13 protein-coding genes are annotated in these 24,211 nt (G+C 61.1%); 6 read left to right on the forward strand and 7 right to left on the reverse strand.

All coding sequences use genetic code 11. The features are described from left to right. Positions 1-18: 18 nt before the first annotated feature. The gene (gene glnE, locus BMZ57_RS24590) at positions 19-2,958 is read right to left on the reverse strand and encodes a bifunctional [glutamate--ammonia ligase]-adenylyl-L-tyrosine phosphorylase/[glutamate--ammonia-ligase] adenylyltransferase (protein ID WP_069672812.1); all 2,940 of its coding nucleotides are present in this window, start codon (positions 2,956-2,958) and stop codon (positions 19-21) included. Between the two features lie 383 nt (positions 2,959-3,341). On the opposite strand from glnE, the gene aceE reads away from it, so the two are divergent. The 4 genes from aceE (at position 3,342) to msrA (ending at position 11,374) form a co-directional block, all read left to right on the forward strand. Next, entirely contained in the window at positions 3,342-5,987 is a 2,646-nt protein-coding gene (gene aceE / locus BMZ57_RS24595) for a pyruvate dehydrogenase (acetyl-transferring), homodimeric type (RefSeq protein WP_010213689.1), read from the forward strand. Positions 5,988-5,998: 11 nt separating this feature from the next. Beyond that, positions 5,999-7,645, forward strand: coding sequence for a dihydrolipoyllysine-residue acetyltransferase (aceF, locus tag BMZ57_RS24600; RefSeq protein WP_044286531.1), 1,647 nt, complete (start codon positions 5,999-6,001; stop codon positions 7,643-7,645). Between the two features lie 315 nt (positions 7,646-7,960). After that, the gene (locus BMZ57_RS24605) at positions 7,961-10,654 is read left to right on the forward strand and encodes a putative bifunctional diguanylate cyclase/phosphodiesterase (RefSeq protein WP_010213691.1); all 2,694 of its coding nucleotides are present in this window, start codon (positions 7,961-7,963) and stop codon (positions 10,652-10,654) included. A 72-nt stretch (positions 10,655-10,726) separates the two neighbouring features. Further along, complete coding sequence (gene msrA, locus BMZ57_RS24610) at positions 10,727-11,374, forward strand: peptide-methionine (S)-S-oxide reductase MsrA (RefSeq protein WP_010213692.1); 648 nt, start codon at positions 10,727-10,729, stop codon at positions 11,372-11,374. A 138-nt stretch (positions 11,375-11,512) separates the two neighbouring features. Here the strand turns inward: msrA and BMZ57_RS24615 are convergent, their stop codons facing one another. From BMZ57_RS24615 to putP, 4 genes are all read right to left on the reverse strand, one after another. Next, entirely contained in the window at positions 11,513-12,349 is an 837-nt protein-coding gene (locus BMZ57_RS24615; RefSeq protein WP_010213693.1) for a 23S rRNA (adenine(2030)-N(6))-methyltransferase RlmJ, read from the reverse strand. Positions 12,350-12,483: 134 nt separating this feature from the next. Then, the gene (locus BMZ57_RS24620) at positions 12,484-13,167 is read right to left on the reverse strand and encodes a DUF4123 domain-containing protein (protein WP_044286530.1); all 684 of its coding nucleotides are present in this window, start codon (positions 13,165-13,167) and stop codon (positions 12,484-12,486) included. A gap of 21 nt (positions 13,168-13,188) precedes the next feature. Beyond that, on the reverse strand, positions 13,189-15,165 hold the full coding sequence (locus BMZ57_RS24625; RefSeq protein WP_069672813.1) for a type VI secretion system Vgr family protein: 1,977 nt from the start codon (positions 15,163-15,165) through the stop codon (positions 13,189-13,191). Positions 15,166-15,368: 203 nt separating this feature from the next. Further along, complete coding sequence (gene putP, locus BMZ57_RS24630; protein ID WP_010213696.1) at positions 15,369-16,853, reverse strand: sodium/proline symporter PutP; 1,485 nt, start codon at positions 16,851-16,853, stop codon at positions 15,369-15,371. Between the two features lie 460 nt (positions 16,854-17,313). Here putP and putA point away from each other — a divergent pair, with 460 nt between their 5' ends. Continuing rightward, positions 17,314-21,267, forward strand: coding sequence for a trifunctional transcriptional regulator/proline dehydrogenase/L-glutamate gamma-semialdehyde dehydrogenase (gene putA, locus BMZ57_RS24635; protein WP_042571368.1), 3,954 nt, complete (start codon positions 17,314-17,316; stop codon positions 21,265-21,267). Positions 21,268-21,494: 227 nt separating this feature from the next. Beyond that, on the forward strand, positions 21,495-23,297 hold the full coding sequence (locus tag BMZ57_RS24640; protein WP_045791376.1) for an acyl-CoA dehydrogenase: 1,803 nt from the start codon (positions 21,495-21,497) through the stop codon (positions 23,295-23,297). Here the strand turns inward: BMZ57_RS24640 and BMZ57_RS24645 are convergent. Together BMZ57_RS24645 and BMZ57_RS24650 are read right to left on the reverse strand one after the other, a co-directional pair. Continuing rightward, positions 23,294-23,587 (reverse strand): cell division protein ZapA, encoded by a 294-nt coding sequence (locus tag BMZ57_RS24645; protein ID WP_016977202.1) that lies wholly within the window; start codon positions 23,585-23,587, stop codon positions 23,294-23,296. The genes BMZ57_RS24640 and BMZ57_RS24645 overlap by 4 nt on opposite strands. After that, a complete protein-coding gene (locus BMZ57_RS24650) occupies positions 23,584-23,814 on the reverse strand; it encodes a hypothetical protein (RefSeq protein WP_010213700.1) in 231 nt (76 codons plus the stop codon). Before BMZ57_RS24650 ends, BMZ57_RS24645 begins: the two co-directional genes overlap by 4 nt. Positions 23,815-24,211 lie beyond the last annotated feature (397 nt).

Below are 24,211 nucleotides of genomic sequence, written 5' to 3' on the forward strand. Positions count from 1 at the left end.
CCCCGCCCTAATAGTGTTTCAGCTCAACCCCAGCTCCTGCCAGATACGCATCACCTGGCGCCGTTCGTCGGCGAACTGATCCCCGGCCACCGTACCGGCCTCATTTTGCAAGGCCTGGCGATGCGCAGCCGAACGGTAGGCCTTATACACCTCGCGCAGCAGATGGGCATCGGCGGCGGGCATCAAACCCACCTGCTCCAGGCCTTCCAGAATGCGGATATTGTCGGTATAGCGCAGCAACGATGGATGTTGCGCAGACCACGCCAAAGCCGCGTATTGCACCATAAATTCAATATCGACGATACCTCCGGCGTCCTGCTTGAGGTCGAACGCCGCCGTGGCCTCAAAGGCATTGGCGCCGGTGCCGGCCGCCGTGGTCTTGGTGCCCAGGTTGTCACGCATCTTGGCGCGCATCTCGCTGACCTCCTGGCGCAGCTTCGTCAGGTCCCGCGCCTGCCCCAACACGTTAGCCCGTACCTGCTCGAATGCCTGACCCACATCCTGGCTGCCGACCAGCACCCGAGCGCGGATCAAGGCCTGATGCTCCCAAGTCCAGGCTTCATTTTGTTGATAACGCGCAAATGCGCCCAGCGAACTGACCAACAGCCCGGACGCGCCGGAAGGTCGCAGCCGCATATCCACCTCATACAACTGGCCGGAGTTGGTCTGCGTGGTCAGCAGATGGATGATGCGCTGGCCCAGGCGTGTGAAAAACTGCGCACCGTCGATCGGCTTGGCGCCATCGGTTTCCGCCTGCGGATCGCCATCGTGGATAAACACCAAATCCAGGTCCGAACCATGCCCCAGTTCGATCCCGCCAACTTTCCCATAACCGACAATGATGAACCCAGGATCGCACAGGGTGCCGTCCAAGCGCTGCGGCGAGCCGTGGCGCGCGACAGTCTGGCGCCAGGCCAGGGCCAGCACTTGTTCAAGGATCGCCTCGGCGAGCCAGGTGAGGTAGTCACTGACTTTCATCAGCGGCAGGCTGCCGGCGATTTCCGAGGCGGCCACGCGCAGGCGGTGGGCCAGCTTGAAGTGACGCAGGGCTTCCATTTGTTGCTCAAGGTCATCTTCGGGAATGCGCGTCAAACGCTCACGCAGTTCGGCGGCCAACTCGGGCGCCAGCGGCGGCTTGAACAGACGGCCTTCGTTGAGCAACTCGTCGAGCAGCAGCGGGAAACGCGTGATCTGCTCGGCGATCCACGGGCTGGCGGCGCACAGGGTCAACAGCCGACGCAGGGCGTCGGGGTTTTCCGTGAGCAACACCAGGTAAGCGGAACGCCGGGCGACGGCTTCGACCAATGGCAGCACGCGCTCCAGCACCAAGTCCGGGTTGGCGTGTTCGACCGCTTGGGCCAGCAGGCGCGGAATGAACGCATCCAGCCGCTCACGCCCCAAACGCTGCATGGCACGCAGTTGCGGGCTGTTGCGCAGGCCGGCCAACGCCTTGAGGGCCTTGGTTGCGTCGGCAAAACCACCTTCGGCCAATTGGCGGCAGGCAGCCTCTTCATCTTGGGATTCTTCCCACAGCGGCAACCACTCACCACCCACGACCAATTCGCTTTCTTCGCCCTCTTCTTCGTCAGGATCAGCGATCACTTGGCGGAAATGCCAGTCCACCCGAGCGCGCCAATACATCAGGCACTCGTGGAACGAGGCCCAGTCGGCAAAGCCCAGCATAAAGGCAATGCGCGCCTGGTCTTCCGGGCTGTCCGGAAGCATTTGCGTCTGCCGGTCGGCAATCGCCTGGATCGCGTGCTCGGTGTAACGCAGGAATTCGTAGCCATTGCGCAATTCGGCGATCACCGCCGGCGGCAGGTAGCCCTGGCCTTCCAGGGTGCCGAGCACCTTGAGTAAGGGTCGCTGCTGCAAGCTCAAGTCACGACCGCCGTGGATCAGTTGGAAGGCCTGGGCGATGAACTCCACTTCGCGGATGCCGCCCGAACCCAGCTTGATGTTGTCGGCCATGCCTTTGCGCCGCACCTCCTGCTGGATCAACTGCTTCATGGTGCGCAGCGCTTCGATGGCGGAGAAGTCCAGATAGCGGCGATAAACGAAGGGTCGCAACATTTCCAGCAACTGCGCACCGGCAACCTGGTCGCCAGCGACGACGCGCGCCTTGATCATGGCGTAGCGTTCCCAGTCACGGCCCTGGTCCTGGTAATACTGCTCCAGCGCGTTGAAGCTGAGCACCAGCGCACCGGCCGAACCGTAAGGGCGCAGGCGCATATCGACGCGGAACACGAAACCGTCGACGGTCATCGGGTCGAGGGCCTTGATCAGTTTTTGACCAAGACGGATAAAAAACTCCTGGTTATCCAGGGCGCGCTTGACGCCAACGGTCTCGCCACCCTCGGGGTAGGCGAAGATCAGGTCGATATCCGACGACAGGTTCAACTCGACCGCGCCGAGCTTGCCCATGCCGAGGATCACCATCTGCTGCGGCTCGCCGCTGCGCCGACCAGTGGGCGTGCCGAACTGAACGCAATGACGCTGGTACAGCCACTGGTAGGCCTGATCGATGCTGGCGTCAGCCATGTCGGAGAGGTCGCGGCAGGTCTGCACCAGGTCCGCCTGGCGAGTCAGGTCGCGCCAGATGATGCGCACTTGCTGGCGCGTACGCTGACGACGCAGCACGCGGCCCAACTCATCTTCTGTTTCGGCTTGTTGCACCGCACCAGCGATCTGACCGCACAACTCACCGGGCGCAAAACCACGGTCCAACTCGCCCCAGGCCACCAGCTCCAACAACATCAAAGGGTCACGAACACTCTGTTCAATGACGAAATCACTGGCCGCGCACACGCGGGCGAAGTCGGCCCACCGTTGCGGCGTCCACGCAGAAAGTCCATGATCGTCGTCCAGCGCGGCCACTGCGTCACAAAATGACTGCTCGGCCCGCCGGGCTTTTGGCAAGAGAATGGCTGGCAGTTCGGCCAGTGTTGGAAGGCTCATGGTCTATCCTTGATCGGCGCGTAAAGGGCGTGTAGGTGTGAACGTAAGAACCACGCTCTATGAAGGACTGTCGAACAAAGGTTAGAAATAGCTGAAATTAATTTCATTTTGGCAGCCAACATCAAACTTTCACCTTTTCTTGTTCGCAAAAGATCAACAATAACGATTATGCTCACCAGCCAGACCGAGCCATACGCTCAGTCTTGTGTAGTTTTACTACTCGTATATACATTCGAAAGGCTGAAATGGCCGACGATTTGTAGTAAAACTACAGGACGCCGAAGCAACCTTCGGCCATCCAAGAATTTATGTCGTCTGCCCACAAGGCCAGTCGCAAACTTCAGGCAACCGATTCTGGTAGCCTTTCCGCCCTGGAGCAAGCCATGCAAGACCTCGATCCCGTCGAAACCCAGGAATGGCTGGACGCCCTGGAATCGGTTCTCGACAAAGAAGGCGAAGACCGTGCTCACTACCTGATGACCCGTATGGGCGAACTCGCGACCCGCAGCGGCTCGCAACTGCCTTACGCCATCACTACGCCATACCGCAACACCATTCCTGTTACCCACGAAGCACGCATGCCTGGCGACCTGTTCATGGAACGCCGCATTCGCTCGCTGGTACGCTGGAACGCCATGGCGATGGTAATGCGCACGAACTTGAAAGATTCGGACCTGGGCGGTCACATCTCCAGCTTCGCCTCCAGCGCAACCCTGTATGACATCGGCTTCAACTACTTCTTCCAGGCCCCGACCGACGAACACGGCGGCGACCTGATCTACTTCCAGGGCCACACCTCGCCAGGCGTCTACGCCCGTGCGTTCATGGAAGGCCGCATCAGCGAAGAACACATGAACAACTTCCGCCAGGAAGTGGACGGTAACGGCCTGTCGTCGTACCCGCACCCTTGGCTGATGCCTGATTTCTGGCAGTTCCCGACGGTGTCCATGGGTCTGGGCCCAATCCAGGCGATCTACCAGGCACGTTTCATGAAGTACCTGGAAGCCCGTGGCTTCATCCCGGAAGGCAAGCAGAAAGTCTGGTGTTTCCTGGGTGATGGCGAGTGTGACGAGCCGGAATCCTTGGGCGCCATCTCCCTGGCCGGCCGCGAGAAGCTGGACAACCTGATCTTCGTCATCAACTGCAACCTGCAGCGCCTCGACGGCCCGGTTCGCGGCAACGGCAAGATCATCCAGGAACTTGAAGGCGTGTTCCGCGGTGCTCAGTGGAACGTGACCAAAGTCATCTGGGGCCGCTTCTGGGACCCACTGCTGGCCAAGGACGTCGACGGTATCCTGCAACGTCGCATGGACGAAGTCATCGACGGCGAGTACCAGAACTACAAAGCCAAAGACGGCGCGTTCGTGCGTGAACACTTCTTCAACACGCCTGAACTCAAGGCGATGGTTGCCGACCTGTCCGACGACGAGATCTGGAAGCTCAACCGTGGCGGCCACGACCCGTACAAGGTCTACGCGGCGTACCACGAAGCGGTCAACCATAAAGAACAACCAACCGTCATCCTCGCCAAGACCATCAAGGGTTATGGCACCGGTGCCGGCGAAGCGAAGAACACTGCGCACAACACCAAGAAAGTCGACGTCGACAGCCTGAAGTTGTTCCGCGACCGCTTCGACATCCCGGTCAAGGACGAAGAGCTGGAGAACCTGCCGTTCTTCAAGCCAGAGCCGAACAGCGCCGAAGCCCGTTACCTGGCTGAGCGCCGCGCCGCACTGGGTGGTTTCGTGCCTCAGCGTCGCGCCAACAGCTTCAGCGTACCGACGCCAGACCTGAGCACCCTCAAGGCTATCCTCGACGGCTCGGGCGACCGTGAAATCTCCACCACCATGGCCTTCGTGCGGATCCTCGCGCAGCTGGTCAAGGACAAGGACATCGGCCCGCGCATCGTACCGATCATCCCGGACGAAGCCCGTACCTTCGGTATGGAAGGCATGTTCCGTCAGTTGGGCATCTACTCCTCCGTCGGCCAGCTCTACGAGCCAGTCGATAAAGACCAGGTGATGTTCTACAAGGAAGACAAGAAGGGCCAGATCCTCGAAGAAGGCATCAACGAAGCGGGCGCCATGAGCTCCTTCATCGCTGCCGGTACTTCGTACTCCAGCCACAACCAGCCGATGCTGCCGTTCTACATCTTCTACTCGATGTTCGGCTTCCAGCGTATCGGCGACCTGGCCTGGGCAGCAGGCGACAGCCGTACCCGTGGCTTCCTGATCGGCGGTACCGCCGGCCGGACCACACTGAACGGCGAAGGCCTGCAACACGAAGACGGTCACAGCCACATCCTGGCTGCCACCATCCCGAACTGCCGCACCTTTGATCCAACCTACGGCTACGAGCTGGCGGTGATCATCCAGGACGGCATGAAGAAGATGACCGAAGAGCAGCAGGACGTTTTCTACTACATCACCGTGATGAACGAGTCCTACCAGCAGCCAGCCATGCCGGCCGGTGTCGAGGAAGGCATCATCAAGGGCATGTACCTGCTCGAAGAAGACACCAAGGAAGCGGCGCACCACGTACAGCTGATGGGCTCCGGCACCATCCTGCGCGAAGTGCGTGAAGCGGCTAAGATCCTGCGTGACGAGTTCAACGTCGGCGCTGACGTATGGAGCGTGACCAGCTTCAACGAACTGCGTCGCGATGGCCTGGCCGTAGAGCGTCACAACCGCCTGCACCCTGGCCAGAAGCCACAGCGCACCTTCGTTGAAGAGTGCCTGACCGGCCGTAAAGGCCCGGTGATCGCTTCGACCGACTACATGAAACTGTTTGCTGAACAAATTCGCCAGTGGGTCCCGTCCAAGGAATTCAAAGTCCTGGGCACCGACGGTTTCGGCCGCAGTGACAGCCGCAAGAAGCTGCGTCACTTCTTCGAAGTCGACCGTCACTTCGTGGTGTTGGCAGCCCTGGAAGCCTTGGCTGACCGCGGTGAGATCGAACCTAAGGTGGTAGCAGACGCTATCGTCAAGTTCGGGATCAACCCGGAAAAACGCAACCCACTGGACTGCTGAGGAGATTTTTTGTGAGCGAACTCATTCGCGTACCTGACATCGGCAGCGGTGAAGGTGAAGTAATCGAGCTGTTTGTGAAGGTCGGCGACACCGTCGAAGCCGACCAGAGCATCCTGACCCTGGAATCGGACAAGGCGAGCATGGAAATCCCTGCTCCCAAGGCCGGCGTGGTCAAGAGCCTGAAAGTGAAGCTGGGCGATCGCCTGAAAGAAGGCGACGAACTGCTGGAACTGGAAATCGAAGGTGCCGCTGACGCGGCCCCTGCGGCGTCGCCTGCTGCCGCTGCTGCACCCGCCCCTGCTGCTGAAAAGCCTGCTGCTGCCGAGGCTGCTCCAGCCCCGGCCGCTGCACCTGCCGCCGCCACCGTCCAGGACATTCACGTCCCGGACATCGGCTCGTCGGGCAAGGCCAAGATCATCGAGCTGCTGGTCAAGGTCGGCGACACCGTCGAAGCCGACCAGTCGCTGATCACCCTGGAGTCCGACAAGGCCTCCATGGAAATCCCTTCGCCGGCTGCCGGCGTAGTGGAAAGCATCGCGGTCAAGCTGGAAGACGAAGTCGGCACTGGCGACTTCATCCTCAAGCTGAAAGTACAAGGCGCTGCACCTGCTGCCGCTCCAGCACCGGCAGCCGCTCCGGCCGCCAAGGCTGAAGCTGCTCCGGCTGCTGCCACCCCTGCGCCTGCTGCCAAAGCCGAGGCCGCTCCGGCCCCTGCTGCTGCCGCTCCTGCGCCAAGCGGTGCCAAGGTTCACGCCGGTCCTGCCGTGCGTCAACTGGCCCGTGAGTTCGGCGTTGAGCTGAGCGCTGTGTCGGCCACCGGCCCTCACGGTCGCGTGCTGAAGGAAGACGTGCAGGTTTACGTCAAGGCCATGATGCAGAAGGCCAAGGAAGCGCCGGCTGCTGGTGGCGCTACCGGTGGTTCGGGCATTCCGCCGATCCGTACCGTGGACTTCAGCCGCTTCGGCGAAATCGAAGAAGTGCCGATGACCCGCCTGATGCAAATCGGCGCGGCCGGTCTGCACGCGAGCTGGCTGAACATCCCGCACGTGACTCAGTTCGACCAGGCCGACATCACCGACCTGGAAGCTTTCCGCGTTGCGCAGAAAGCCGTGGCCGAGAAGGCCGGCGTGAAACTGACCGTGCTGCCACTGCTGCTCAAGGCCTGCGCGCACCTGCTCAAGGAACTGCCGGACTTCAACGCTTCGCTGGCGCCAAGCGGCAAGGCGATCATCCGCAAGAAGTACGTGCACATCGGTTTCGCGGTCGACACCCCGGATGGCCTGCTGGTGCCGGTCATCAAGAACGTTGACCAGAAGAGCCTGCTGCAACTCGCTGCCGAAGCCGCTGCACTGGCTGCCAAGGCCCGCGACAAGAAGCTCACCCCGGACGACATGCAGGGCGCGTGCTTCACCATCTCCAGCCTCGGTCACATTGGCGGCACTGGCTTCACGCCAATCGTCAACGCGCCGGAAGTGGCGATCCTAGGTGTGTCCAAGGCAACCATCCAGCCTGTGTGGGACGGTAAAGCGTTCCAGCCGAAGCTGATGCTGCCACTGTCGCTGTCCTACGATCACCGCGTGATCAACGGCGCCGCAGCTGCACGCTTCACCCAGCGTCTGAGCCAACTGCTGAACGATATCCGCACTATCCTGCTGTAAGCCGCCATGGCCTCCTCTTCACCGAGGAGGCCTGGCTGCAACGATTTTCGAGCGCCACGCTCGCACCTCAACCCCGCCACTTGGCGGGGCTTTTTTTGCCTGTTTTCCCGCAGGAAGCTGGACACACAAAACAGGTTTGTACACCTTCCATCACCTCGATTGCAGAAATCCCTCTCGCGGCCGATAACCCCCTTATAGCACTTAGCCTTCATCCTCTCTTGTCAGCCCGCGCCGCATGATGCAACCTTGCCGCAGGCAGCAGAAAAGAGGGCGTGAGCCCGGCGCAGTGCGCGTAATTTCAAGTGAGTTTCCCCCATGAAAAGCCAACCCGATGTCGCCCGTATGGCGGCCGAGGTAGTGACGCAGTTACCGGTGCCTTCGCGCCTCGGTATGCTGCGTTTCGAGCGGCTTAATGAGGCAAGCTGGGCCCTTCTTTACCTCGACCCCAATTGCGAACGCCAATTCGGCCTTTCGGCGGTCGAATTGTGTGCCTTGATCGGCACGCCTTACGCCAGCCTGATGGAGCCCCAGGCGCGCTATCAACTGCACGACACCATCCAGCAGCAACTGACCCAGAGCCCTCATTACCTGGTGCGCTATACCCTGCACACCAGCGACGGGCCGCTGAGCCTGCTGGAAATGGGCGAAGCCTATAAGCAACACAATCGCCATCTGCTGCGCGGCTACCTGATGGTGGTCGATGGCTTGTTCAGCGAGATTCCCACCGCGGCCCCCACGGCAGACCTGGAGAACCAGAATAGCCGCCTGCAGATCGCCCTGGAGCTCAACCAGCGCGCCCAACAGGAACAACTGCAGCATCTGGAGCGGGTGCGCGCCCAGCAAGAGTTGATTCTGCTGCTGGCCCGTCAGCGCTACACCACCCCCAATTCGCTGCAAGAAGCCGCCGAGCTGATTACCCGCAGTGCCTGTGACATCTACCAGATCGACTGCGCCAGCATCTGGAACCTCGAAGGCCAGCGCCTGGTGCCGATTTCGGCCTACCACCGCGCCGACGGGCAACACCACCTGCCCGAATCCATCGATGCCAGCTGCTTCCCGGACTACCTGGAAGCCCTGCACAGCAGCCGGGCGATCGACGCCACCAACGCGATGCGCGACCCACGCACTCGGGAAATGGCCGACAGCCTGCGCGACAAAGACATCCACGCCATGCTTGACGCCAGCATTCGCGTCGACGGCCATGTCGTGGGCGTACTGTGCCTAGAGCAAAGCGGTAGCACCCGCGCCTGGCAAGCCGATGAAATTGCCTTCGCCGGCGAGCTGGCCGATCAGTTCGCGCAAGTCATCAACAACCACAACCGTCGGACGGCAACCAGCGCGCTGCACCTGTTCCAGCGCGCCGTGGAACAAAGCGCCAACGCCTTTCTGCTGGTCAATTGCGACGGCGTGGTCGAGTACGTCAACCCAAGCTTTACCGCGATCACCCAATACAGCGCCGAGGAGGTCCACGGCCACCGCCTGGCCCAGTTGCCGGCGCTGGAGAACCTCAGTGAGTTGCTGTTCGACGCACCGTCGAGCCTGGCCAAGAGCAACAGCTGGCAGGGTGAATTCAAAAGCCGCCGTAAAAACCTCGAACCCTACTGGGGCCAGTTGTCGATTTCCAAAGTGTATGGCGACAACCGCGAGTTGACCCACTACATCGGCATCTACGAAGACATCACCCAGACCAAGCTGGCCCAGCAGCGCATCGAGCGTCTGGCCTACACCGACAACCTGACCAACCTGGGCAACCGCCCGGCGTTCATCCGCAACCTCGACGAGCGCTTCGCCCGTGACAGTGACAGTCCGATCAGCCTGTTGCTGGTGGACATCGACAACTTCAAGCGCATCAACGACAGTCTTGGTCACCAGACCGGCGACAAGCTGCTGATCAGCCTGGCGCGCCGCTTGCGTAACAGCCTGAGTACCGGCGGCAGCCTGGCGCGGTTTGCCAGTAACGAGTTCGCGGTGCTGCTCGACGACACCGATCTGGAGAGCGGCCAGCAGGTGGCCAGTCAGTTGCTGGCGACGCTCGACAAACCGATGTTTGTCGACAATCAGCTGATCAGCGTCACCGGCTCCGTGGGCCTGGCCTGCGCACCGCTGCATGGCCGCGACCCGCAGACCCTGATGCGCAACGCCGGCCTCGCCCTGCACAAGGCCAAGGCCAACGGCAAGCATCAGGTCCAAGTGTTTACCGAAGCACTGAACGCCGAGGCCAGCTACAAGCTGTTCGTGGAGAACAACCTGCGTCGCGCCCTCACCCAGAATGAGCTGGACGTGTTTTACCAGCCCAAGCTGTGCCTGCGCAGCGGCCGCCTGCTCGGCATGGAAGCGCTGCTGCGCTGGAACCACCCGGAAAAGGGCATGATCCGCCCCGACCAATTTATCAGCGTGGCGGAAGAGACCGGCCTGATCATCCCCATCGGCAAATGGATCGCCCGCCAGGCCTGTCGCATGAGCAAGCAACTGAGCGCCAGCGGCATGGGCAACTTGCAGGTGGCAATCAACTTGTCACCCAAACAGTTCTCCGACCCGGACCTGGTGGCCTCGATTGCCAGCATCCTCAAGGAAGAACAACTGCCGGCCAACCTGCTGGAGCTGGAACTGACCGAAGGCCTGCTGCTGGAAGCCACCGAAGACACACGCCTGCAGCTTGATCAATTGAAAAGCCTTGGCCTGACCCTGGCCATGGACGACTTCGGCACCGGTTACTCGTCGCTGAGTTACTTGAAAAAATTCCCCATCGACATCATCAAGATCGATCGCAGCTTCATCCACGAAATCCCGGACAACCAGGACGACATGGAAATCACCTCCGCGGTGATCGCCATGGCCCACAACCTTAAGCTCAAGGTGGTGGCCGAAGGCATCGAGACCGCCGAACAACTGGCGTTCCTGCGCCGCCACCGTTGCGATGTGGGCCAAGGCTACCTGTTTGACCGGCCAATCCCTGGGGCAGAGCTGCTGGCGATGCTCAAACGCTATCCGCGCGGGCCAATCGCCTGACAGCGCCGTAACACTCGGGCACACTGGTTGTCTGAATTCTTACCCAACTCAATCTGACTGAGAGGACTGATCATGGTCTTGCGCTCGGAAATTCTGGTGAACAAAAACGTGCTGCCCACTCAAGAACAAGCTCTGCCTGGCCGTGAAACCCCGATGTCGCTGCCGGAGACTCACTTCGTCAACGGCAATCCGCTGCTCGGCCCATTTCTGGATGACGTCGGCTTCGCGATCTTCGGCCTGGGTTGTTTCTGGGGAGCCGAACGCCGGTTCTGGCAGCGCGATGGCGTGGTCAGCACCGTGGTCGGTTACGCTGGCGGCTACACGCCAAACCCGACCTATGAAGAAGTCTGTTCAGGCCTGACCGGCCACAGCGAAGTGGTACTGGTGGTGTATGACCAGGACAAGGTGAAATACGAAGACCTGCTGAAGATGTTCTGGGAACTGCACAACCCCACCCAGGGCATGCGCCAGGGCAATGACATCGGCAGTCAGTACCGCTCGGTGATCTACGCGACCACCCCGGAGCAATTGGCGGCGGCAAAGGCCAGTGCCGAGGCGTATCAGGGTGAGTTGACCAAGGCCGGCCTGGGCGCGATCACCACCGAAATCGAAGAGGCACCGACGGTGTACTTCGCCGAGGCGTACCACCAACAGTACCTGGCGAAGAATCCGCAGGGCTATTGCGGGATCGGCGGAACGGGTGTGAGCTGCCCGATCTAAAGGCCAACGCCATTCAACATGTGGGAGCGGGCTTGCTCGCGAAAATGGGGTGTCAGTCACTGAATTAGTAGACTGATACACCGCCTTCGCGAGCAAGCCCGCTCTCACATTGGGTTCCGTGCATGGCTTAAGACTGGATCACTCAGCGATCAGCCAATCCATCTGCCATCCACCCTGGGTCTGCCCAAGCTTCTTGGACAGCCACGGCAGCAACTCCCGCAACTCCTCCTCCAAGCCCCACGGCGGGTTGGCGATCGCCAGGCCCGAGCCGGTCAGGGTGTTGGGCGTATCCAGCGGATGCACCAGCAATTCCACACGCAGCAACTTCGGCGCACCGGTGCCGGCCAGGTCCTGGTAGAAACGGCGCAACATGCGCTGATCCTTCACCGGATACCAAATGGCCGCGACGGTCTGGCGCATGCGACCCACCGCCTCTTTGAGGGATGCCGCACAGCGCTGCATCTCGTCGAGTTTTTCGAACGGCGGATCAATGAGCATCAACGCACGTTTTTCCGGGACCGGCAGCAAAGCTCGCGGCACATGCCAGCCTTCGCCCAGGTGCACCTTCACGCGACGGTCACCCTTCATGTTGTCCTTGAGCAGCACGCCGTCTTCCGGGTGCTTTTCATTGAGCAGCACACGGTCCTGAGGGCGGGTGAGCCGCCGCGCCAGTTCCGGCGAGCCCGGGTAGTAGCGCAACTCTCCGTCCGGGTTCATCTCATGCAGCACACGCATGTAATCGGCGGTCAGTGGCGGCAGGTCGCTTTCGCCCCACAGGCGCGCAATGCCCTCCAGGTACTCACCGGTGCGGTTGGCCTGGTCGCCCTGCAGGTCGTACAGACCGATCCCCGCGTGGGTGTCGAGGTAGGCGAACGGCTGCTCCTTGCGCGACATCAGGGCGATGAGGCGGGTCAAGGTCAGGTGTTTGAAGACATCGGCGTGGTTGCCGGCGTGAAAGGCGTGACGATAATTCATGGTTGCTCCTGCGCAGGGGGCGAAGTTTACCTTTTACGCGGGCGTTGGTGCAGTGCTTCGGTGCGCGCTTCGCCCGCGAAGACTGCGCCGAAGCCATCGCCGAACTGATCGAAGATCTGCAGCAGGCGCTGGTTTCAACTCGACTCTGAAGCCAGAAAGTCCGCCAAACCCTGATGGCTGACCTCGCGGCGGCGCGTGAAGTAGGCGACCTTGTCCCGCAAGGTCGTCGGCATGAACGCAGTGTAGAGGTCAGGGCGTTGCTCTTCGAGCCCTTGCAGGAGGTTATCGATCAGGGTGTGCGGCGATTGCTCGGCCAAATCTTGAAGTAACGGCGCAGGTACTCGCCACCACGGGCTCGCTCTGGCGGCAGTGACCGGGCCAGTGGCGACGGTCAGCGACTGGCCATTGATCAAGTAGCGCTGGAACACCGGCAATAGTTCACCGCCCGTCTGCTGAAGGATCGGCAGGAACTGAGCACCATCCCAGAACCGCAAGAACACTTCCTCGCCGTCGGGCAGGTAGACCTTGGTCAGGCCTTGCAGGTGTGCAATCACGGTTTCCAGCGGGTGCGACGATAGGGCCAACCAGCCCCAATCCGTGGAGGCCGTGGAAGCAGCCCAATCGAGGAACGGGCTATCCGGTTCGACAATTCCCACATAGGGCATCACCTCATCCCATGTCGCATAGGCCGTGCCGGCCCAAACGGGCTGCGGCGCTGGCCCGGCGGCGAGCGCCCGCCAAGCGTCAAGGGGCTTGGCGTCGCTGCCAGCGCCCAGCACTGCAAACATCTGTTCACCCGGAAGCAAAGGTTGATGCATCTTCGTAAATCCGTTTAAAAGTCAGATGAGGCCACATTGGCCGTTCTTGCAACGCTCGCACTCTTCGCAAAACGGCGCACTGCGCTTCAGGCTGGCCACTTGCACCCGGCTCAGTGGAGCGGGAATCACCGCCAGCAGTGTTTCCTTCAGGCCAGGCGTCAATGGCGCCGCAGTCGCAGCGGGCGCACTGCCAAGCTGGATCGGAACGCTGCTGAAAATCCCGCCCGCGCACAGGGTGATCGATTGTCCGCCCGCCTGAATCGTCACGGTTGCGCCACCCTCGATCACCACGCTTTGCCCCGCGCCTATCTGGATGGTCTGTCCTGCCCTTACCTGCCGCGAGCCGCCAACCATCAAGTGGTCGTCTTGCTTTAGGTCGGTCAGACGGTTGCCGTGGGTGATGCGCAGCTCCTCGCCTTGCAATTCGTGATGCGACTCGCCGTCCACGTTTACCCGAAGGTCATGCAGCACGTGCTGCGTCCAGTCCCGCTGGGCGCGCAGGTAGATTTCCTCGGCGCCCTTTCGGTCCTCGATGCGCAGCTCGTTGTAGCCTCCACCACCGGGGCTGCTCTGGCTGCGGAAGACGCTGCGGGTCTTGTCCGCCGGCAGGTCGAGGGGCACCTGGGTGGCCGCGTTGGGCAGGCAACCCATGACCAGCGGCATATCCATGTCGCCATTGACGAAACCCACCAGCACTTCCATACCGACCCGGGGGATCAACACCGAGCCATAACGATCATGGGCCCAGCCGCTGGCAACCCGCAGCCAGCAACTGGAATGGTCGTTATATTCCCCGTCGCGATCCCACACCAACTGCACCTTGACCCGGCCGTATTCATCGCAATGGATTTCGCTGTCGGCGGGGCCGGTCACCACGGCGTTCTGATAGCCGGCAATGGTCGGACGCGGCTGCTCAGGCATGGGCGGGCGGAAGATCGCGTCCCAAGGCGTCGCGGAAAATTCGTTGCGATAACCCTGGCGGAAATCCCCGCCTGCCACCTCGGTGACGGACTCTTCCAGCACTTGGGGCTGCAGCCCCTCATGGGTCACGTGCGTCACCAGCCACAGGTCGTTCCAGTCTTCCCGCGGGTGACCGGCCAACTTGAGAAACCGACCGCTGCCCAAGGCAGGCTCATCACCGCTGCCACGGGCGACGCGATAGTCACTGCGGTGCCGCTCCAGACCACGCTGCGCGAGGTATTTGCCATGGGCACGGTCGTTGAAGTGGCCGGGATAAACCTGAGCTTCAAGCGGTGGAAGCTGCTCGCCTGTCACCTCGCTTTCCAGCGCCAGGCTTGGCTTGCGAAAGTCGTAGTCGCGCAGGTTCACCCCCGTGGTACGGGCTTGTACCTGCACTGCAAACCGCTTGATCACCGGGGTGTCCGCCACCATCCCGGAACCGGGGGTATAGGGCGTGGGCGGGTCTGCTTGGACGAAAACGGTCTGGTCATCGCCAAATACCAGCAAATGACCGGCCGACGAATGCTGAAAGTGATAGTGAATGCCCAACTCCGCGCAAAGCCGCTGGATGAACGCCAGGTCCGTCTCGCCAAACTGCACGCAGTATTCACGCTCCGGGTAGGTGCCACTGAGCCGGAACTCGAAACGGTCGCGCTGGATCCCCTGCCCCTCGAGTACTTGCGCAACAATCTGCGGCACCGTCTTGTGCTGGAAAATACGCTGGTGGCTACTGTGGCCCAGATAGGCAAGTTGCGGCACAAGCGTCATCTGATACCGCGTCAGGCGTCGGCCGGAGTCGCCTTGCGCCATTCGGTAAACCAGACCGTGGACACCCCGACCCTGATCATCGAAACCGAGGTACACCTGCCGGTGCAGCAGGCTCTCCAGGTCCAGGCCGGGCTGCTCGCTGACCAGTTCGATATCAAAACGGTAAGGCTGGCTGATGGATTCGATACCACTGAACTCGAATACCTTGAATTCACTGGGCTCCCCATCGAGGGTCAGGGTAAAGGCGCTTTGATTGGCAGGAGCGAACATCCGGTGTTTCTCTGCGAGGGCTGGGCTGCCGATTTTGCATCACCCTTGCGCCCTGCTGAGCACACGCCAAGCAAATCAGTAAAACCCTACGTTCACACGTCTGAATCTTCTTCGGACCGACGTAAACCCCACGCAAAAAAAGGCCCGCAATCCGTAGGACGCGGGCCTTTTTTCAACTCACCTGGCGTTTAACGCCCAGCGAATTACTTATTGAGGTTGTAGTCTTTTTCCGCAGCATCAAAACGCTCGACCATACCCGCAGTCGGAGCGCCCAGCTTGCTCACGAAGTAGATCGCCAGGCTGGCAAAGATGAAGCCCGGGATGATTTCGTACAGACCCAGCAGTTCAAAATGTTTCCACACGATCACGGTGATCGCGCCGACCAGGATACCGGCCAGTGCGCCGTTGCGGGTCATGCCTTTCCAGATCACCGAGATCAGCACCACAGGACCGAACGCGGCGCCGAAGCCGGCCCAGGCGTAGCTCACCAGGCCCAGAACGCGGTTTTCCGGGTTGGCGGCCATGGCGATAGCGATCAGCGCAACCAGCAGCACCATCAGGCGACCGACCCATACCAGCTCAACCTGGGAGGCGTTTTTGCGCAGGAAGGTCTTGTAGAAGTCTTCGGTCAAGGCGCTGGAGCACACCAGCAATTGGCAGCTCAAGGTGCTCATCACGGCCGCCAGGATGGCCGACAGCAGCACGCCGGCGATCCATGGGTTGAACAGCAGCTTGGCCAGCTCAATAAACACACGCTCGTGGTTTTCGTTGACCGGACCTGCGACTTCCGGGTGCGCCGAGAAGTAAGCAATACCGAAGAAACCCACGGCCACGGTGCCGCCCAGGCACAGGATCATCCAGGTCATGGAGATGCGGCGTGCCTTAGCGATCGACTTCACCGAGTCCGCCGCCATGAAACGCGCGAGGATATGCGGCTGGCCGAAGTAACCCAGGCCCCAGCCCATCAGCGAAATGATGCCGATGAAGGTGGTGTTTTTCAGCATGTCGAAGTTAGTCGGGTCCTTGGCTTCAATGGCCAGGAAAGTGGTATCAACACCACCGGTGGCCAGCAGCACGATGATTGGCGTCAGGATCAGCGCGAAGATCATCAGCGTGGCTTGTACGGTATCAGTCCAGCTCACTGCCAGGAAACCACCGACGAAGGTGTAGGCAATGGTCGCTGCAGCACCGGCCCACAGGGCAGTCTCGTAGGACATGCCGAAGGTGCTTTCAAACAGGCGGGCACCGGCGACGATGCCGGAAGCGCAGTAAATGGTGAAGAACACCAGGATCACCACGGCAGAGATGATCCGCAGCAGGCCGCTTTTATCTTCGAAACGGCTGGAGAAGTAATCCGGCAGGGTCAGGGCGTCACCGTTGTGCTCGGTCTGGACCCGCAGGCGACCGGCGACGAACAGCCAGTTGAGGTAAGCACCGACGATCAGGCCGATGGCGATCCAGCTTTCCGACAGGCCAGACATGTAGATCGCGCCCGGCAGGCCCATCAACAACCAGCCACTCATATCGGAAGCGCCGGCCGACAAGGCAGTCACCACGCTACCGAGGCTGCGACCGCCCAGGATGTAATCGGAAAGGTTGTTGGTGGAGCGATAGGCCATGAAGCCGATCAGCACCATTGCTGCGATGTAGATCACGAACGTGATCAGGGTTGGATTACTAACGCTCATAAGAGTGACGCCCTGGCTTTGTTTTTATGTAGCAGCGGTCTGTCAGACGGCCACCCACTGGTAGTGGGTAGACGTAACTGCGTGCCGCGCATTTATGACTGACGTTTCCCCAGGAAAGCCGTCAGCCGATGAACCGACCCGTCGAGGTGGTTGCACCTTGGCCGCGAATGCTATTCAACAAAGCAAATAAGGTGCAACCAGTTTCGCGAGAATAAGTTGCACCTTGACGTGTTTTGTAAAAAACACCTTGTTTTTGCTCCTTTTCGGAGCAAGAACAGCCGATCTCAGAAGCAAACGCACCAAGGCGGAGCGGAATCCGTTGACGGTGTGTTTTTTTCCCGATCACGATCGAAAATTTCCTGAATAAAAAGGGTTGCACCCGGTTGCACCTCTGCATGCGCAAAGCTAATCTTGCCGCCAGCTAATGCCACTCGGTAGTGGCACCCATGAGGATAAGAAAATGGCTACGACCACCCTTGGGGTCAAACTCGACGACCCGACCCGCGAGCGCCTGAAGGCTGCCGCGACCTCCATTGATCGCACGCCGCACTGGCTGATCAAGCAGGCGATTTTCAATTACCTGGAGAAACTGGAGGGTGGTGCAACCCTGACCGAACTCAATGGTTTGAGCAGCAAGGACGCCGACGATGCAGGCGAGGTCCAGACCGACCACGCCCACCAGTGCTTCCTTGAGTTCGCCGAAAGCATCCTGCCACAGTCCGTATTGCGCGCCTCGATCACCGCCGCTTACCGCCGCCCTGAGCCGGAAGTGGTGCCGATGTTAATCGAACAGGCTCGCCTGCCGGCCCCGATGGCCGAAGCCACCAACAAGCTGGCGGCCTCGATCGCTGAAAAACTGCGTAACCAGAAGAGTGCCGGCGGCCGTGCCGGTATTGTCCAGGGCCTGCTGCAGGAATTCTCCCTGTCGTCCCAGGAAGGCGTGGCGCTGATGTGCCTGGCCGAAGCGCTGCTGCGCATCCCGGACAAGGGCACCCGCGACGCACTGATCCGCGACAAGATCAGCACTGGCAACTGGCAGCCGCACCTGGGCAACAGCCCATCGCTGTTCGTCAACGCCGCCACCTGGGGCTTGTTGCTGACCGGCAAACTGGTCGCTACCCACAACGAAGCAGGCCTCACCTCGTCCCTGAGCCGCATCATCGGCAAGAGCGGCGAGCCGATGATCCGCAAGGGCGTCGACATGGCCATGCGCCTGATGGGCGAGCAGTTCGTCACCGGCGAAACCATTGCCGAGGCCTTGGCCAACGCGAGCAAGTTCGAAGCCAAGGGCTTCCGTTACTCCTACGACATGCTGGGTGAAGCCGCGCTGACTGAGCACGACGCGCAGAAGTACCTGGCCTCGTACGAACAAGCCATCCATTCGATCGGCAAAGCGTCCCACGGCCGTGGGATTTATGAAGGCCCGGGCATTTCCATCAAGCTCTCGGCATTGCACCCGCGTTACAGCCGTGCGCAGTACGAGCGCGTGATGGACGAACTGTACCCGCGCCTGCTGTCGCTGACCTTGCTGGCCAAGCAATACGACATCGGCCTGAACATCGACGCCGAAGAAGCCGACCGCCTGGAGCTGTCCCTGGACCTGCTGGAACGCCTGTGCTTCGAGCCGCAACTGACCGGCTGGAACGGCATCGGTTTCGTGATCCAGGCCTACCAGAAGCGTTGCCCGTATGTGATCGACTATGTCATCGACCTGGCACGCCGCAGCCGCCATCGCCTGATGATCCGCCTGGTAAAAGGCGCGTACTGGGACAGCGAAATCAAGCGCGCCCAGGTCGAAGGCCTGGAAGGCTACCCGGTCTACACCCGCAAGGTGTACACCGACGTTTCCTACATTGCATGCGCACGCAAACTGCTGTCGGTGCCGGAAGTCATCTACCCGCAGTTCGCCACGCACAATGCGCACACGCTGTCGGCCATCTACCATATCGCCGGTCAGAACTATTACCCCGGCCAGTACGAATTCCAATGCCTGCATGGCATGGGCGAACCGCTGTATGAGCAGGTTGTAGGCAAGGTTTCCGACGGCAAGCTGAACCGTCCGTGCCGCGTGTACGCACCGGTCGGCACCCACGAAACGCTGCTGGCCTACCTGGTACGTCGCCTGTTGGAAAACGGCGCGAACACCTCGTTCGTCAACCGCATCGCCGACCAATCCATCTCGATCCAGGAGCTGGTGGCCGATCCAGTGGCCAGCATCGAACAGATGGCCACGCTGGAAGGCGGCTTCGGCCTGCCGCACCCGCGCATTCCATTGCCGCGTGACCTGTACGGCAGCGACCGCGCCAACTCGGCCGGTATCGACCTGGCTAATGAACACCGCTTGGCGTCGCTGTCCTGCGCCTTGCTGGCCACCGCCCACAACAACTGGAAAGCCGCGCCGATGCTCGGTTGCGCCTCCAGCGAGCAAGCGGCGGCACCGGTGCTGAACCCGTCCGACCTGCGTGATGTAGTCGGTCATGTACAAGAAGCAACCGTCGAAGACGTCGACAACGCGATCCAGTGCGCTATCAGCGCCGGACCGATCTGGCAGGCCACCCCGCCCGCCGAGCGCGCTGCAATCCTGGAGCGTGCCGCCGACCTGATGGAAGGCGAGATCCAGCCGCTGATGGGCCTGCTGGCCCGCGAAGCCGGCAAGACCTTCGCCAACGCCATCGCCGAAGTGCGTGAAGCGGTGGACTTCCTGCGCTACTACGCGGTGCAGGCGCGTAACGATTTCACCAATGACGCCCACCGCCCGCTGGGCCCGGTGGTCTGCATCAGCCCGTGGAACTTCCCACTGGCGATCTTCAGCGGCCAGGTTGCGGCTGCGTTGGCCGCCGGCAACCCGGTACTGGCCAAGCCTGCTGAGCAAACCCCGTTGGTTGCCGCGCAAGCCGTGCGCATCCTATTGGAAGCCGGTATTCCGGAAGGCGTCCTGCAATTGCTGCCGGGTCAGGGCGAAACCGTGGGTGCCCGCCTGGTGGGTGATGATCGCGTCAAAGGCGTGATGTTCACCGGTTCTACCGAAGTAGCTCGCCTGCTGCAACGCAACGTCGCCGGTCGCCTGGATGCCCAGGGCCGTCCGATCCCGCTGATCGCCGAAACCGGTGGCCAGAACGCGATGATCGTCGACTCTTCGGCGCTGACCGAACAAGTGGTCATCGACGTGGTGTCCTCGGCCTTCGACAGTGCCGGTCAACGCTGCTCGGCCCTGCGTGTACTGTGCCTGCAGGAAGATTCGGCAGACCGCGTCATCGAAATGCTCAAGGGCGCCATGGCGGAATGCCGCCTGGGTAACCCTGAGCGCCTGTCCGTCGACATCGGCCCGGTGATCGACGCCGAAGCCAAGGCCGGCATCGAAAAACACATCCAGGCCATGCGCGACAAAGGCCGCAATGTGTATCAGGTGGCTATCGCCGATGGCGAAGAGATCAAGCGCGGCACCTTCGTGATGCCTACCCTGATCGAGCTGGACAGCTTCGACGAACTGCAACGCGAGATCTTCGGCCCGGTACTGCACGTGGTGCGCTACAAGCGTAAAGAGATCGACCAACTCATCGGTCAGATCAACGCCTCCGGCTACGGCCTGACCCTGGGCGTGCACACGCGTATCGACGAGACCATCGCCAAGGTGATCGACAACGTCAATGCCGGCAACGTCTATGTGAACCGCAACATCGTGGGCGCTGTGGTTGGCGTGCAACCGTTCGGCGGCGAAGGCCTGTCGGGCACTGGCCCGAAAGCCGGTGGCCCGCTGTACCTGTACCGCCTGCTGTCGACGCGCCCTACGGATGCCATCGAGCAATCCTTCGTCCGCGGCGACGCATTGGCCGCGCCGGACGTGCGCCTGCGCGACGCCATGAGCCAGCCGCTGACCGCCCTGAAAACCTGGGCCGACGGTAACAAGTTCAGCGACCTGAGCGCCCTGTGCAGCCAGTTCGCCGCGCAGTCGCAAAGCGGTATCACCCGCCAGTTGGCCGGCCCGACCGGTGAGCGCAACAGCTACGCCATCCTGCCTCGCGAGCATGTACTGTGCCTGGCGGACGTGGAAGGCGATCTGCTGACGCAACTGGCGGCGGTACTGGCCGTCGGCGGTTCGGCGGTATGGCCTGAAACTGACCTGACCAAGGCCTTGTTCCCACGCCTGCCGAAGGAGATTCAGGCGAAGATCAAGCGCGTGGCCGACTGGACCAAGGACGAGGTTGTGTTCGATGCGGTCCTGCACCACGGTGATTCCGACCAGTTGCGTGCGGTGTGCCAGCAAGTGGCCCAGCGTGGCGGTGCGATTGTCGGGGTGCAAGGTTTGTCGCAAGGCGAGACGGCGGTTGCGCTGGAGCGCTTGGTGATCGAGCGGGCGTTGAGTGTTAACACCGCGGCGGCAGGTGGCAATGCCAGCCTGATGACCATCGGTTAACTGACCCAACACGGTCAGAATTGTGGGAGCGGGCTTGCTCGCGAAAGCAGTGTGTCAGTCGATGAAGATGTTGACTGACATCGCGCATTCGCGAGTAAGCCCGCTCCCCCATTGACCGCGCTTTGCTTCCATCCGCGTTTTGTTCCTCCATCACCCAGATCAATCTTGCTATCCACCCACCATTCGCGCACTTAGACTCAGGCCAATTCCTCCAAAGGTAAGCCGCCATGTCCGAGACGCTGCTCAGTTCCCGCAATCTGGCTTTCGAGCTGTATGAAGTCCTCGATGCCGAGGGTCTGACCCAGCGCGAGCGGTTTGCCGAACACAACCGTGAAACCTTCGATGCGGCCATCAGCACCGCCCGCAACATCGCGGAAAAGTACTTCGCCCCTCACAACCGCAAGAACGACGAAAACGAACCGCGCTACGAAGACGGCAAGGCCATCCTGATTCCAGAAGTGAAACCCGCCGTGGACGCCTTCCTGGAAGCCGGCTTCCTCAACGCAGCGCGCAGTTTCGAAGCGGGCGGCATGCAACTGCCCACCCTACTGTCCCAAGCCTGTTTCGCGCACTTCCAGTCGGCCAACGCGGCGTCCACCTCCTATCCGTTCCTGACCATGGGCGCCGCCAACCTGATCGAAAGCTTCGGCACCGACGATCAGAAACGACGCTTCCTGCAACCGATGATCGACGGCCGCTTCTTTGGCACCATGGCCCTCACCGAACCCCACGCGGGCTCGTCGCTGGCGGATATTCGCACACGCGCAGAGCCTGCTGCTGACGGCACCTATCGACTCAAGGGCAACAAGATCTTCATCTCCGGCGGCGACCACCCGTTGTCGGACAACATCGTGCACATGGTGCTGGCCAAGCTGCCGGACGCGCCAGCCGGGGTGAAGGGCATTTCGCTGTTTATCGTGCCCAAATTCCTGGTCAACGACGACGGCAGCCTGGGCGAGCGCAACGACGTGCTGCTGGCAGGGCTGTTCCATAAGATGGGCTGGCGCGGCACCACGTCCACCGCGCTGAACTTCGGCGACAACGGGCATTGCGTCGGCTATCTGGTGGGCCAGCCGCACCAGGGGCTGAGCTGCATGTTCCAGATGATGAACGAGGCGCGTATTGGCGTCGGCATGGGCGCGGTCATGCTCGGTTACGCGGGTTATCTTTACTCCCTGGAGTACGCCCGCGAACGCCCGCAAGGTCGTCTGCCCGACAGCAAAGACCCTGCAACGGCACCTGTCTCGATCATTCAGCACGCGGACATCAAGCGCATGCTGCTGACCCAAAAATCCTACGTGGAAGGCGCCTTCGACCTTGGCCTCTACGCTGCACGGCTGTTCGACGACACCACCACCCTGGAAACCGAAGCCGAGCGCAAGCACGCCCACGAACTGCTGGACCTGCTCACCCCCATCGTCAAATCCTGGCCCTCGGAGTTCTGCCTCAAGGCCAACGAACTGGCGATCCAGATTCTCGGCGGCCATGGCTACACCCGCGAATACCCGGTGGAACAGTACTACCGTGACAACCGCCTGAACCCGATCCATGAAGGCACCCACGGCATCCAGTCCCTGGATTTGCTGGGGCGCAAGCTGGCGCAGAACGGCGGCGCGGGGTTGAAGCAACTCATACGACTGATTGCTGAAACCGGCGCACGGGCGCAGGAATACCCAAGCCTGACCGCACTAAGGGAACCGCTGGAACAATTGGTCAACCGCCTGCAAAGCGTCACCATCGGCCTGCTGACGGATCTCGCCCACGGCAAGGTCAACAGCAGCCTGGCGAACTCGGCGCTGTACCTGAAGGTGTTCGGGCATACGGTGATTGGCTGGCGCTGGCTGGAACAGGCGATTCGCGCCGAAGAAGGCTTGGCCAAGGGCAATGCGGCGGATGTGGCCTTCTATAAAGGCAAGCTCCAGGCAGCCCGGTACTTCCTGACCTGGGAAGTACCGAGCTGCCATCATGAACTGGCACTCTTGGAGGCCCGCGATGACACGTGCCTCGGCATGCAAGATGAGTGGTTCTAAGGCGTTCCGATCGCCTTGGAAATCACATCGACCGTGGCGCTGACTTGCTCTTGGTAACGGTCGAGTTCCTGCTGGTGCGCCTGCTGCATTTCGATCTGCTCGGCGCACAGGTTCAGCGCCGCCAGCACCAGTAGCTTGTCACCGATCAGGGTCGGGTACTTCTTCTTGGTGGTGGCCAGGGACGCCTTGAGCAGGGTCACGGCGTGCATCAGGGTTTTCTCTTCCCCGGCCGGAGCCTTGATCGAGTAATCCTCTCCGAGAATCGAAACGACCTTTATCCCTTCACTCATGCGCCGACGGGCCCTGCGCTCACACGCTCAACCAGCGCCTGGATACGTGCGGCAGTGGCGCCGTGCTTTTCTTCCTGCTCCATCAGGTTCAGTTGCAGGCTGTCGTTCTCATCCTTGGCGCGGGCCAGTTCCGCCTTGAGGGATTCGTTGGTGCTCAGCAGATCCTGATTCTGCTGTACCAGGTCGCTGACCAGTTGTTCCAATTGGCTGAGGGATGCTTCTAACATTTTGATTTCTCGGGCTTTTTCAAAGGGCGGTGACGATAAAGAAAATTCACCTCGGATGCCAGGGTTATCCCCGGCGCGCAGCCCGATTTTTAAGGGCCGGGCCGCACTTTCGAGCCTTAGTGACTGCATTTACCGGATCTGGTTCCTGAATCGGCCAAACCCCTCGTCAGATGCGACAAAAGCGCACACGCCCCTTTAGACTTTAGTCGTACGACCGATAGAGAGGGACACCCCGTCTGATGGCCGCACGGATCGCGCTTCTCCCCCAGGATTCCCGCATGTCGCTTCGTAATATGAATATCGCTCCGAGGGCCTTCCTCGGCTTCGCGTTTATTGGTGCGCTGATGTTGTTTCTCGGTGTGTTTGCCCTGAACCAGATGAGCAAGATCCGTGGCGC

It is taken from the genome of Pseudomonas simiae, from assembly GCF_900111895.1.
In the GTDB taxonomy this organism is placed as follows: Bacteria; Pseudomonadota; Gammaproteobacteria; order Pseudomonadales; family Pseudomonadaceae; genus Aquipseudomonas; species Aquipseudomonas simiae.